Consider the following 11,540-nt stretch of genomic DNA (forward strand, 5'->3'; position numbering starts at 1 on the left):
AGACCATTAATATCAAATCGTTCAAAATTCCGAATCTGTTAAACGCATTTATTTATCAGTATTTCAGAAAATCAAAAGCCAAGCGTTCATTTGAATTTGCAACGTTTTTAATTCAAAAAGGAATCGGAACGCCTGAGCCAATTGCCTATTTTGAAAATTTTTCTTGGTTGGGCTTGCAAGATAGCTATTATGTGAGTGAACATTTAGCGAGTGAGCTGACTTTTAGAGAATTGGTTCAACTACCCGAATATCCTGAAAACGAACTTATTTTGCGACAATTTACACAGTTTTGTTATCTTTTACATGAAAAGGGTATTGAATTCAAAGACCATTCGCCGGGAAATACATTGATTAAAAAAGATTCAAACGGCATCTATTCGTTTTATTTGGTCGATTTAAATCGGATGGAGTTTCATCAAATTATGTCTTTTGAACTTCGAATGAAAAATTTATGTCGACTTACACCTAAAAAAGAAATGATTGAAATTATGGCCAACGAGTATGCCAACTGCTCTGGCGAAAATGAGGCAGTTGTTTTTTCGGCATTATGGAAATATACCACTGAATTTCAGCAAAAATTTCATCGAAAGCGAGCACTTAAACAAAAGTACTTAGGCAAGTAATTAGTTGTTGGACGTTTTTCGCAATCTTTTTAATTCCGGATAACGAATGGCAACACTCAAGGCATTTAAATAGCAGATAATCATTCCTTTTCTTCCATCCAATATCCCCAAGCGGATGATGTAACTGTGGAAAAACTTATACGTTGGTTTTACAAAAAAGTGAAAAAGGGTAGGAGACACCTTTTTTGCATGCAATTCTTTTGCTTTTAATTTTCCGTAATTCACCATCTTCGATTTATAAGTCTGGTAATCCAAATAGGAATAATGAATAAGTAGATGCTTTAAAACGGAAATTTTACCTTCTACTTTCAGTTGTTCATGAACCAGCCGGCCCACAACATATCGAGCGTTGTCTTTTTTAAAAAGACGGATGTTTTTATCTGTTTGCCAGCCGCTAAAATGCAATTCCTTATCTTGAAACATGAATTTTCTTCTAAAAAAGTAAGCGTCAGCTGCATTGGGGTTTCGCACTGTTTCGAGTATTTCAGTTTTCAGTTTGGGAGTAATACGCTCGTCGGCATCTAAGAATAAAATCCAAGAATTTGCGGCTAAATCCAATGCTAGATTCCGTTGAGCAGTATAGTTTTCAAAGGTATTTTGAACCAGCTTAACGTGCGGATGTTTTTTAATAATTTCAACCGTTTGATCAGTGCTAAAAGAATCTACAATGATAAGTTCATCAACAAAGTCCAGATTATTTATAACTGCCTCAATGTTTTTCTCTTCATTAAGAGTAATTACAAGTCCGCTGATTTTTGAAGGATGCGATTCGCTCATTAAAATTGAAATAAAAATGGATGGGTAAAACCATTCCGTGCAAATTTAAAATAAAGAACTTATTAAAATATTATTTTCACTAAATTGTTAGTAGTATTTCGATATTTTGCTCTAAATATTTTTTATGAGCAAATGGTAACACCCGTAATACTTTTGTTCAAGATGCTCTTTCAAAAAAAATATTATTTAAGTTTGCAATCGTAAAAGTAAATCAATGATTTTTAAGCAACGATTGTGTGTAATTTGAAAGGCTAATCATTTTTTTAATAGAGAGCAATGAAGGCAACAGTAATTTTTAGTACTTACAATTCTGAAGAATGGCTTGAAAAAGTGATTATCGGTTTCAGTGTTCAAACGGAGCAGGATTTTGAAATTGTTATTGCCGATGATGGTTCAACAGATAAAACGAAGGAACTAATCGATCGTTTACGCATTGAAACTGCTATTCCAATCAAACATGTTTGGCAAGAAGATCATGGTTTTCAGAAAACAAAAATTTTAAATAAGGCTATTTTGGCTGCAGCATCTGATTATTTAATTTTTACGGATGGCGATTGTATCCCACGAAATGATTTTGTTGACGTTCATCTCAACTACCGCGAAATTGGATATTTTCTTTCGGGAGGTTATTTCAAATTGCCTATGAATGTTTCAAAATTAATTACAAAAGATGATATTATTAGCCAACGATGCTTTCAGTTAAAGTGGCTTAAATCGCATGGATTAGCTAAGAGTATTAAAAACTCAAAATTGATTGCAAGAGGTTTTTGGACTAAAATATTAAATAAGGCAACCCCAACAAGTCCATCGTGGAATGGTCACAATGCGTCAGGTTGGAAGAAAGATCTACTTGAAATCAATGGTTTCAATCAGGAAATGCAGTATGGAGGTGAAGATAGGGAGTTGGGCGAACGCCTTTTTAATTTGGGCATTAAATCGAAGCAAATTCGATATTCCGCCATTTGTGTGCACCTGGACCATGCTAGAGGTTATGTGAACCAAGAAGCAATTGATAAAAACAGAGCGATTCGTGATTACACATTAAAAAATAAAGTCATAAAAACCCCCAACGGAATTAATTTAAATGCGGTTGAGGAATAATTTTAGTGGCTCTTTATACCTATCAATCGTTAGTAATGGGTACATTTTTAATGATTGCTTTTTAAATTTTTTCGGATGTTTTTCTCCATAAATCTCAGGGAAATAATCTTGCAAATGCACGGCAACATGCTGCTCGTCGTCATTCAACATATTCCAAGAATTTTTATTAATCCATGGAGAGAAAACGGTAAACGTCTTCACTCCCAAGGCCTTCGCCATATTTACTGCTCCTCCTTCATTGCCAATCAAGGCATCACATTGTTCTAAAATTGCTAAAAATTCACGTAATCCTTTCGTGTAAAAATCAAAAATAATTTTTTCTTTGGTTTCAGGTTGGCAAGCATCATAAATTGTTTGAGCCTCTGTAATTTGACTGGGAATATAATTAAAAAGTAATTGCAATTTGCTGTTGTGTGATACCATTACATCTAAGGTCTCCGCCATTTGTTGCGTAGGTAAACTTTTGGATGCATCGCTGCCTAAAACACTAATCATTACAATGGGATGGGAAGTATTTAGTTTTTGATTGATTGCTGTTTTAGCAATTATACGTTCTTGCTCAGAAATGTAGATTTTAGGAAATACAAAGGCAACGTTGTTTTTTAAAATTGGTTGAGCTAATTGCAACCGGTGATAAATTGCCGAACCATCTACGTTTTTTTTTGGAGTGACAAGTTCGGTATAGAATAGCGAAGTATAACTTTTTTTAAAACCAATTCGCATAGCAGCGTTGGAGAAATAAGAAGGTATCATACTTTCCCATTTCCCATAAGCGTCAATGATGATGTCATACTTATCTTTTCTTAACTTTTTTCCAAATGAAATTAGTTGGGATAAGCCTTTATGTTCCTTTGGGTTAAAAAGAATAATTTTATCAATAAAAGGACTGTTTTCAACCACAGCTAGACAGTTGGGATAAATCATGTAATGCATTTCCCAATCCGGATGTGCTGTTTTGATTACTTGACAAATGACAGAACTTGCCAATACGTCACCAATCATTTTTTGTTGAATAACAAGTACTTTCATTGCTTTGCTTTTACACTGCTACATCGTATTCTCTCAACGCATTGTTGAGTGAAGTCTTTAAATCAGTTGAGGGTTTACGAGTACCAATAATCAAAGCACAAGGTACTTGAAAATCTCCTGCTGTAAATTTTTTGGTATAACTTCCGGGAATTACCACGGATCTGGCAGGTACAATTCCTTTGTATTCTATTGGCTCATTTCCGGTTACATCAATAATTTTTGTAGAGGCTGTCAATACCACATTGGCACCTAAAACGGCTTCTTTTTCAACGCGAACGCCTACTACTACGATACAACGCGAACCGATGAAAGCTCCGTCTTCAATGATAACGGGTGCTGCTTGTAAAGGTTCTAGAACACCACCAATACCAACACCGCCACTTAAATGAACGTCTTTTCCAATTTGAGCACAGCTTCCAACCGTTGCCCAAGTGTCAACCATTGTCCCTTCGTCTACATACGCACCAATATTTACATAACTCGGCATTAAAATTACACCTTTAGAAATGTAAGCTCCATAACGGGCAACAGCCGGTGGAACTACACGAATGCCTTTTTCGGCATAATTGCGTTTTAAAAGCATTTTATCATGGTATTCAAAGATACCTGCTTCCCAAGTTTCCATCTTTTGAATAGGGAAGTACATCACTACAGCCTTTTTCACCCACTCGTTCACTTGCCAACCTGTAGTGGTTGGTTCGGCAACTCTTAGTAAACCATTATCCAATAAATCAATTACTCTTCTGATTGCTGTTATCGTAGCTTCTTCTTGTAATAAAGCTCTGTTTTCCCAGGCTTTTTCTATAATAGTTTTTAATTCGGTCATGTTTTTTTATTTTGGGCAAAGATAAAATCTTTTGCCAAGAAAAAACGGTTTGATTTTTGTAAAGATTGGTTTTTTGAAAACAAAAAACAGTAATTTTGTTAGAAACATAAATATATAACAGTCATGAAAAAAATCGCGATTGCCTGCTCGTCAATCTTAGTATTAATTATAGGTTGTGATAAAAAAGAAAAGATTGTTAACTCAAATGAGATTGTGCCCGATACAACAGATGTTGTAGTGATTGATGAGCACATTACAAAGAATTCGTTAGATTATTTAGGAATGTATCAAGGAATTGTTCCTTGTGCTGATTGCGAAGGAATTGAAACAACTTTAGTTTTAGCTGATGAATCGAGTTATGTATTGAAAACAAAATATTTAGGTAAAAAGGACATAAAAATCAACGAACAAAAAGGGACTTATACATGGAATGAAGTGGGCAATACCATAATTTTAGCAGGTATTGAAAATGGACCTGCTCAGTATTTTGTTGGCGAGAATTATGTGGTACAATTGGATAGGGAAGGAAATAAAATTACAGGTGATTTGGCTGAGAAATATATTTTACAAAGGCAAACTGTATCAGAAGATGCACCACAACCACCGGCACCAAGTCAGACAATTTCGAATCAATACAAATCTTCCAAAGAAGTTGTTTATACAATTAAAGATACCAAATGGAAATTAGTAGAATTGAATGGAAAAGCTATTGAAAACAAAAACAAAAGTTCTAAAATGCCCTTTTTACAATTGAATGCTGATAATCGATATGCTGCTTATGCCGGATGCAACAACTTGATGGGCGTTTACGAATTAAAAGAAAATGCTCTCAGAATCAAATTTACCAAAGGAGCTTCCACTATGATGGCTTGTCCTGATATGGGAACCGAACAAGAGTTTGCGAAGATGTTGGAAACAGTTGATAATTATAGTATCAAGGGTAATCAAATGACGTTGAACAAAGCTCGAATGGCTCCATTGGCAAGATTTGAAGCGATGAAATAGTTTGTTTTAGAATTTAACCGTTTTTTTAATTAAATTTGAATAAAAAATTAAGCTATGAATTTAGAAGCTCGTAAAATTTCATTAGTACAAGAATTCTTAAGAGTTGATAATGAAAAAATTATCATCGCTTTAGAGAACTTACTCCACAAGAGAAAATCGGAATTGTTTGAAGAAAATCTTAAACCGATGTCTCTTAAACAATTTAATGATGAAGTTGATCAAGCGATTGATGATGAAGAAAATAGTAGATTAATATCTGCCCAAGATTTGAAAAAGAAAGTTCAAAAATGGGAATAGAGATTTATTGGTCTCAATTGGCAGAAACAAAACTTGAGGACATTTTTTACTATTATAGGTTAAAAGCCGGAACAAAAATAGCTAGAAAAATTATTGTCGGAATAATTGACGCAACGATTGACTTAGATAAAAATCCACAAATCGGTCAAATTGAAGGTTTTTTAAATGATAGACCGCAGGAGTTTAGGTACTTATTATATACAAACTACAAAATTATATATTGGCATAATACAGAAAAAAGCAGAATTGTGATTGCGAATGTTTTCGACACAAGACAGAATCCTACAAGACTTCAACAAACTATCTAAAGGTTATTTATGCCTCGAATCCTCGCCATAGATTACGGAATCAAACGAACCGGGATTGCCGTTACCGATGAATTGCAAATTATTGCATCAGGTTTAACGACAGTTCCTTCAGAAACAGTAATTGCTTTTTTGACAAATTATTTTTCAAAAGAAAATGTGGCTGTGGTTTTAATTGGCGAACCCAAACAAATGAATGGTCAACCCTCTGAAAGTACGCCCATTATCGAAAAATTTGTGCAACAGTTTTCAACGCAATTTCCCGAAATAAAAGTAGAACGTGTTGATGAACGTTTCACTTCAAAAATGGCTTTCCAAACCATGATTGACAGTGGTTTGAAAAAGAAACAACGACAAAATAAAGGTTTGGTCGACGAAATTGCTGCAACTATTCTTTTACAAGATTACCTTACTCGAAAGATGTTTTAATATTAGTAATTATCAATCCTAAAAAAGACACTTTTTTCAATAGGTTGGAACAATACATCATGCTTTTTCAATTGTTCAGGTGTCAAAATTTCTTTTAATTTTGATTCTTGTGTTGTAAAGATTTTTTTGCTTTCATATTTTGCATCTCGTTTGGTTAAATTTCTGTTCTGACGCATTGCAAGCATTTTGTTATATGTATCATACAATGTTTCTGTATACTTTTCTTTTGCCTCTGGAGTCATATTTAGTTTTTCATAAGCCTCGGTAAAAAAGTTTGTAATCAATTTCTCTCGCTCTTGGTCGGTGTAAAGTGCACCTTTAATTGTTTTTTGATCCGGATTTTTAGTAACAGGTGTTTCATCTTGACTGTAAACGCTCAATCCAAGCATAACAAATGCCAATAGTAGTAATTTTTTCATAAAATGTAGATTTATAAGTATGATTATAACAAATATACTATATATTTCTTAGGTGCAAATCACCTGATAAACAATTTCGAAGAGAATTTTAATAGTTCAAAATCCTAAAGTTTACTTAATATTTTATTGATTTATTTTTTTGATTACTTTTGCCGAAAGATTTTAGAAAACATGTTTTTAAAATCTTTAACTATAAATGATGCAAATGATTTTACCCATTGTTGGTTATGGTGAGCCGGTATTAAGAAAAGTTGGAGAAAATCTTTCTCCCGATTATCCCAATCTTGATGGTTTGATTGAAAACATGTACGACACTATGTACAATGCCTATGGTGTTGGTTTAGCAGCTCCACAAATTGGTCTGCCTATTCGACTTTTTGTTATAGATACAGAGCCTTTTAGCGGAAATGAAGATCTGAAATCTGAAGAAATGGAACAATTAAAAAGATTTAAAAAAACCTTTATCAATGCTAAAATAATCAAAGAAGAAGGTAATGAATGGGCTTTTAATGAAGGTTGTTTGAGTATTCCGGATGTTCGCGAAGACGTCTATAGAAAAGAGATGATAACTATTGAATATTGTGAGGAGGATTTTGTAATAAAAACGGAAGTTTTTGAAGGTTTAATAGCAAGAGTCATCCAACATGAATACGACCATATCGAAGGAATTTTGTTTACAGACAAAATATCTACATTGAAGAAAACGTTAATCAAAAAGCGACTTCAAAATATTATGGATGGAAAAATCAGAGCCGACTATAAAATGAAATTTGCAAATAAAAAAGGACGATAATCACCAAGAATTTGATAAATACAATCACATGAGTTTACAAAAAATACTAGCCATTTCAGGAAAGCCTGGACTATTTGAGTTGAAAATACAAACCCGTACCGGTTTTGTTGCGGAAAGTTTATTAGACGGAAAAAAAATTACAGTAGGGATGAAAAGTAATGTAAGTTTACTTTCTGAAATAGCTGTTTACACCTATAATGAAGAGGTAAAGTTAGCAGAAGTATTCAAGGCCATCGCAACGAAAGAAAACGAAGGTCCTGCTATTTCTCATAAAGAAGATAATGCCGTTTTAGTAAATTATTTCCGAGAAGTAATGCCTGAATTTGACGAAGACCGCGTGTATCCATCAGACATTAAAAAAATTGTAAATTGGTACAATATGTTGCAGGCTAAAGGTTTAATTTCAATTGAATCTTTAAATCAAGAAGTAAAAAAGCAAGCCGCCGAATAATCGGCAAAATAAAATCTGTTTAAAATCCTGCTTTCGAGTAGGATTTTTTATTTTTACACAAATCAAACTCAAATGAATTCTAGAGCAAAACAACTCGAAGCTTTTGGTCGACTGCTAGATATTATGGACGATTTACGCGAAAAATGTCCGTGGGATAAAAAGCAAACATTGGAAAGTCTTCGCCATCTAACCATAGAAGAGACCTACGAATTAGGTGACGCCATTTTAGACAACGATTTACCAGAAATCAAAAAAGAGTTGGGCGATTTGCTATTGCACATTGTTTTTTATGCTAAAATAGGTAGCGAACGCAATACTTTTGATATTGCCGATGTGGCTAATAGTATTTGTGACAAGTTGATTGACCGTCATCCACATATCTATGGAGATGTTGTTGTGGCAAATGAAGAGGAAGTCAAACAAAATTGGGAAAAACTCAAATTGAAAGAGGGTAAGAAATCAGTTTTAGAAGGAGTGCCCAAAAGTTTACCAGCTTTAGTAAAAGCAAGCCGAATTCAAGATAAAGTGAAAGGTGTAGGTTTTGATTGGGAAGAATCGCATCAAGTGTGGGACAAAGTACAGGAAGAATTAGCCGAATTGCAGGAAGAGGTGAAATCTGGCAACCATGACAAAATGGAAGCTGAATTTGGTGACGTGCTGTTTTCAATGATCAATTACGCTCGCTTTTTGAAAATTAATCCCGAAGATGCTTTGGAACGTACCAATAAAAAATTCATGAAACGTTTTATGTATTTGGAAAGTAAAGCAGGCGAATTAGGCAAACCCTTATCAGACATGACCTTAGCAGAAATGGATGTGTTTTGGGAAGAAGCTAAAAAATTACCTTAAATCTTATATTATTTTAAAAATGAAGCTACCTTATTATGCTGTAATTTTCACATCCACTCGAACAGAAGTAGATGAATCGTATAACGAAATGGCGATAAGAATGGTTGAAATGGCCCAACAACAAGAGGGTTTTATGGGAGTAGAATCAGCCAGAAGTGATATAGGAATTACTGTTTCCTATTGGGAATCATTGGAAGCTATCAAGCAGTGGAAACAAAACTTAGATCATTTAGATGCTCAACGAAAAGGGAAATCGCTTTGGTATGAAAAGTACACCGTTAGAATTGCTTTAGTTGAAAAAGAATATAGTTTTCAAAAAAAAGCTTAGTTGTATATTATTCCGCCAGACGCTTCAATTTACTGCGGTCAATAATACTAATTTTCTTCCCGTTCAAATCAATTAAACCACTTTTGTTAAATTCAGAAAGTAATCGAATACAACTTTCAGTGGCTGTTCCAATCATTCCTGCCAATTCTTCTCTAGATAGTTGAATATGAAGCGAACCATCCTCTTTTTTTCCAAACGTATCTTCTAAATAGAGTAATGTTTCTGCCAAACGTTCTTTTACCGTTTTTTGAGCCATGGAAACCATATGGTCGTCGGACTCTTTCAAGTCGCCACAAATAGTTTTCATCATATTCATGGAGAACTGATTATTGTTATTGAAAAAACCTAGTACCTCTGTTTTGGGGATAAAACAAACTTCCATATCTTCCAATGCCACAGCACTTAAATTGGCAGGTTCATCACTAATCATAGACCGTTGTCCTAATAATTCTCCGGGTTTAACCAATTTTACAATTTGGTCTTTTCCGTTGGCACTCAATTTCGAAAGTTTGCACACGCCATCTTTGATGCAATAAATGCCATTCACTGCTTCGCCTTCTTCAAAAATATTCTCCCCTTTTTTGATTGTGTAGGAAGTTTTGCAGTTGGCCATTTTCAGTAATTCATCTTTATTCAGAGCCTTTAGCGTACTAAATTCCCTTACTATACACTGCTCACACTTGCTCATGGTGTTTGTTTAATTGGTCCAACAAATATAACGAATGTATGACAATTATCATATTTTTAATTTCAACCTTTTATAATATTTGTAGCAGGTAAAATGAGCAAATTATGAGCATTGGAAATTGCTTCCATTGTGGTATTGAAATCAACAAAAAAGAAGAGATTATTTATGACGAAAAAAGTTTTTGTTGCAACGGTTGTAAAACGGTTTACGAAATTTTTAGTCAAAATGATTTAACCTGTTATTATGATTTTCAGGCAGCTCCGGGTGCCACGCCACTAGACATTCAAGGTAAATATGATTTTTTAGACAATGAAGAAATTGTTGCAAAACTTCTCGAATTCAAAGAGGATACAACACATATTGTTTCACTCTACATTCCTCATATACATTGTAGTTCATGTATTTGGATTTTGGAAAATTTACAGAAACTACAAGCAGGAATAACAACATCACAAGTTAATTTTCCTGAAAAGAAAGTACGGATAACATTTAACCCCGAAAAAGCTTCACTCAAAAGGATTGTTGAACTACTCTGTTCCATTGGTTACGAACCTTATATCAGTTTGGATAATTTTGATGAAGGGAAGAAAGTAATCGATCGTAGTTTGATCTATAAAATCGGAGTCGCCTTTTTCTGTTTTGGAAACATTATGCTGCTTTCTTTTCCCGAATATTTTGAGGTAGAAGAATTTTGGATCAACCAATACCGCGGATTTTTCCGGTGGTTGATTTTTGCGATTTCTCTACCTGCTTTCTTTTATTCTGCAAGCGGTTACTATGTTTCTGCTTATAAAAGTATCAAGTCAGGAATGCTCAACATTGATATCCCGATTGCTTTAGGAATTGTGGTCATGTTTATTCGAAGTACGGTTGACATTGTTTTTGATTACGGACAAGGTTTTTTTGATAGCATGACCGGTCTGATTTTTTTCATGCTTTTGGGAAAATTATTTCAAAAGAAAACCTATGATTTTTTGTCATTTGAACGCGATTATAAATCATACTTTCCGATTGCAATCACTAAAATAGTAGCCGATGGTTCTGAAACTTCCGTGCAAGTGTATGACATTGAAAAAGGCGACCGACTCTTAATCAGAAACCAAGAATTGATTCCGGTTGATGGGATTTTAATCTCGGAGAAGGCTTCAATTGATTATAGTTTTGTAACGGGTGAAGCTGTTGCTATTGAAAAAAAATCAGGTGATAAACTATTTGCGGGTGGAAAACAAGTAGGAAAAGTGATTGAAATGGAAGTTCTATTTTCAGTCTCTCAGAGTTATTTAACACAATTGTGGAGCAACGATGTTTTTCAGAAAAAGGTGGACATCAAGCACAAAACTATTACAGACAAAATCAGTCGGTTTTTTACGCCTGCTTTGCTCGGATTGGCAATTATTTCATTTATTTATTGGGTTTTTATTGATGTCACTACTGCTTTTAATGTGTTTACCGCAATATTAATAGTTGCCTGTCCTTGTGCTTTGGCTTTAACTGCTCCATTTACCTTGGGTAATGTGTTGCGAATTTTGGGTAAGCGAAAGTTTTATCTAAAAAATGCCATTGTAATTGAGCAATTAGCAAAAGTTGATACAATTGTTTTTGACAAAACCGGAACCATCA

Annotated in this window: 16 protein-coding genes; 11 read left to right on the forward strand and 5 right to left on the reverse strand. The window is 34.1% G+C overall.

Features of this window, described 5'->3' with window-relative positions:
• On the forward strand, window positions 1-623 hold a 623-nt coding region (locus ACIQ2S_RS07290; protein ID WP_396174476.1), incomplete at its 5' end, for a Kdo domain containing protein.
• Here ACIQ2S_RS07290 and ACIQ2S_RS07295 read toward each other — a convergent pair.
• Window positions 624-1,400 carry a glycosyltransferase family 2 protein gene (locus ACIQ2S_RS07295; protein ID WP_396174478.1) on the reverse strand — a complete coding sequence of 259 codons (777 nt, stop codon included), beginning with the start codon at window positions 1,398-1,400 and terminating at the stop codon, window positions 624-626.
• 276 nt (window positions 1,401-1,676) lie between these two features.
• On the opposite strand from ACIQ2S_RS07295, the gene ACIQ2S_RS07300 reads away from it, so the two are divergent.
• Window positions 1,677-2,501: a glycosyltransferase family 2 protein gene (locus ACIQ2S_RS07300; RefSeq protein WP_396174480.1), complete on the forward strand. Its 825-nt coding sequence runs from the start codon at window positions 1,677-1,679 to the stop codon at window positions 2,499-2,501.
• Here ACIQ2S_RS07300 and ACIQ2S_RS07305 read toward each other — a convergent pair.
• Both ACIQ2S_RS07305 and ACIQ2S_RS07310 read right to left on the reverse strand, forming a co-directional pair.
• On the reverse strand, window positions 2,481-3,530 hold the full coding sequence (locus tag ACIQ2S_RS07305) for a glycosyltransferase family 9 protein (RefSeq protein WP_396174483.1): 1,050 nt from the start codon (window positions 3,528-3,530) through the stop codon (window positions 2,481-2,483). The two genes, ACIQ2S_RS07300 and ACIQ2S_RS07305, sit on opposite strands and share 21 nt — an antisense overlap.
• Window positions 3,531-3,540: 10 nt before the next feature.
• Window positions 3,541-4,356: a 2,3,4,5-tetrahydropyridine-2,6-dicarboxylate N-succinyltransferase gene (locus ACIQ2S_RS07310; RefSeq protein ID WP_396174484.1), complete on the reverse strand. Its 816-nt coding sequence runs from the start codon at window positions 4,354-4,356 to the stop codon at window positions 3,541-3,543.
• A 123-nt stretch (window positions 4,357-4,479) separates the two neighbouring features.
• Between ACIQ2S_RS07310 and ACIQ2S_RS07315 the strand changes: the two genes are divergently transcribed.
• Genes ACIQ2S_RS07315 through ruvX form a run of 4 tightly spaced genes read left to right on the forward strand, consistent with a single transcriptional unit; the run spans window position 4,480 to window position 6,392 of the window.
• On the forward strand, window positions 4,480-5,361 hold the full coding sequence (locus tag ACIQ2S_RS07315) for a copper resistance protein NlpE N-terminal domain-containing protein (protein WP_396174487.1): 882 nt from the start codon (window positions 4,480-4,482) through the stop codon (window positions 5,359-5,361).
• A 54-nt stretch (window positions 5,362-5,415) separates the two neighbouring features.
• Complete coding sequence (locus tag ACIQ2S_RS07320; protein WP_396174489.1) at window positions 5,416-5,658, forward strand: hypothetical protein; 243 nt, start codon at window positions 5,416-5,418, stop codon at window positions 5,656-5,658.
• Window positions 5,649-5,966 (forward strand): type II toxin-antitoxin system RelE/ParE family toxin, encoded by a 318-nt coding sequence (locus ACIQ2S_RS07325; RefSeq protein WP_396174492.1) that lies wholly within the window; start codon window positions 5,649-5,651, stop codon window positions 5,964-5,966. Before ACIQ2S_RS07320 ends, ACIQ2S_RS07325 begins: the two co-directional genes overlap by 10 nt.
• Before the next feature lie 9 nt (window positions 5,967-5,975).
• The gene (gene ruvX / locus ACIQ2S_RS07330; protein WP_396174494.1) at window positions 5,976-6,392 is read left to right on the forward strand and encodes a Holliday junction resolvase RuvX; all 417 of its coding nucleotides are present in this window, start codon (window positions 5,976-5,978) and stop codon (window positions 6,390-6,392) included.
• A 2-nt stretch (window positions 6,393-6,394) separates the two neighbouring features.
• Here the strand turns inward: ruvX and ACIQ2S_RS07335 are convergent, their stop codons facing one another.
• Window positions 6,395-6,811, reverse strand: coding sequence for a hypothetical protein (locus tag ACIQ2S_RS07335; RefSeq protein WP_396174496.1), 417 nt, complete (start codon window positions 6,809-6,811; stop codon window positions 6,395-6,397).
• A gap of 205 nt (window positions 6,812-7,016) precedes the next feature.
• Between ACIQ2S_RS07335 and def the strand changes: the two genes are divergently transcribed.
• The 4 genes from def to ACIQ2S_RS07355 all read left to right on the forward strand — a co-directional run bounded on the left by def (window position 7,017) and on the right by ACIQ2S_RS07355 (window position 9,232).
• Complete coding sequence (gene def, locus ACIQ2S_RS07340; protein WP_396174510.1) at window positions 7,017-7,604, forward strand: peptide deformylase; 588 nt, start codon at window positions 7,017-7,019, stop codon at window positions 7,602-7,604.
• A gap of 28 nt (window positions 7,605-7,632) precedes the next feature.
• Window positions 7,633-8,055, forward strand: coding sequence for a DUF5606 domain-containing protein (locus tag ACIQ2S_RS07345; protein WP_396174499.1), 423 nt, complete (start codon window positions 7,633-7,635; stop codon window positions 8,053-8,055).
• A 72-nt stretch (window positions 8,056-8,127) separates the two neighbouring features.
• Complete coding sequence (gene mazG / locus ACIQ2S_RS07350) at window positions 8,128-8,904, forward strand: nucleoside triphosphate pyrophosphohydrolase (RefSeq protein WP_396174502.1); 777 nt, start codon at window positions 8,128-8,130, stop codon at window positions 8,902-8,904.
• 19 nt (window positions 8,905-8,923) lie between these two features.
• Window positions 8,924-9,232, forward strand: coding sequence for an antibiotic biosynthesis monooxygenase family protein (locus ACIQ2S_RS07355; RefSeq protein ID WP_396174504.1), 309 nt, complete (start codon window positions 8,924-8,926; stop codon window positions 9,230-9,232).
• Between the two features lie 7 nt (window positions 9,233-9,239).
• Here the strand turns inward: ACIQ2S_RS07355 and ACIQ2S_RS07360 are convergent, their stop codons facing one another.
• Complete coding sequence (locus ACIQ2S_RS07360) at window positions 9,240-9,920, reverse strand: Crp/Fnr family transcriptional regulator (RefSeq protein WP_396174506.1); 681 nt, start codon at window positions 9,918-9,920, stop codon at window positions 9,240-9,242.
• A gap of 104 nt (window positions 9,921-10,024) precedes the next feature.
• Between ACIQ2S_RS07360 and ACIQ2S_RS07365 the strand changes: the two genes are divergently transcribed.
• Window positions 10,025-11,540 (forward strand): heavy metal translocating P-type ATPase (locus ACIQ2S_RS07365; RefSeq protein ID WP_396174508.1); only part of this gene is annotated, 1,516 nt, incomplete at its 3' end.

Source organism: Flavobacterium sp., from assembly GCF_044371705.1.
GTDB lineage: Bacteria > Bacteroidota > Bacteroidia > Flavobacteriales > Flavobacteriaceae > Flavobacterium.

Coding starts and splice junctions, on each gene's coding strand:
- ACIQ2S_RS07295 (WP_396174478.1), bottom strand. CDS start 1,400: ATGAGCGAATCGCATCCTTCAAAAATCAGCGGACTTGTAATTACTCTT.
- ACIQ2S_RS07300 (WP_396174480.1), top strand. CDS start 1,677: ATGAAGGCAACAGTAATTTTTAGTACTTACAATTCTGAAGAATGGCTT.
- ACIQ2S_RS07305 (WP_396174483.1), bottom strand. CDS start 3,530: ATGAAAGTACTTGTTATTCAACAAAAAATGATTGGTGACGTATTGGCA.
- ACIQ2S_RS07310 (WP_396174484.1), bottom strand. CDS start 4,356: ATGACCGAATTAAAAACTATTATAGAAAAAGCCTGGGAAAACAGAGCT.
- ACIQ2S_RS07315 (WP_396174487.1), top strand. CDS start 4,480: ATGAAAAAAATCGCGATTGCCTGCTCGTCAATCTTAGTATTAATTATA.
- ACIQ2S_RS07320 (WP_396174489.1), top strand. CDS start 5,416: ATGAATTTAGAAGCTCGTAAAATTTCATTAGTACAAGAATTCTTAAGA.
- ACIQ2S_RS07325 (WP_396174492.1), top strand. CDS start 5,649: ATGGGAATAGAGATTTATTGGTCTCAATTGGCAGAAACAAAACTTGAG.
- ruvX (WP_396174494.1), top strand. CDS start 5,976: ATGCCTCGAATCCTCGCCATAGATTACGGAATCAAACGAACCGGGATT.
- ACIQ2S_RS07335 (WP_396174496.1), bottom strand. CDS start 6,811: ATGAAAAAATTACTACTATTGGCATTTGTTATGCTTGGATTGAGCGTT.
- def (WP_396174510.1), top strand. CDS start 7,017: ATGATTTTACCCATTGTTGGTTATGGTGAGCCGGTATTAAGAAAAGTT.
- ACIQ2S_RS07345 (WP_396174499.1), top strand. CDS start 7,633: ATGAGTTTACAAAAAATACTAGCCATTTCAGGAAAGCCTGGACTATTT.
- mazG (WP_396174502.1), top strand. CDS start 8,128: ATGAATTCTAGAGCAAAACAACTCGAAGCTTTTGGTCGACTGCTAGAT.
- ACIQ2S_RS07355 (WP_396174504.1), top strand. CDS start 8,924: ATGAAGCTACCTTATTATGCTGTAATTTTCACATCCACTCGAACAGAA.
- ACIQ2S_RS07360 (WP_396174506.1), bottom strand. CDS start 9,920: ATGAGCAAGTGTGAGCAGTGTATAGTAAGGGAATTTAGTACGCTAAAG.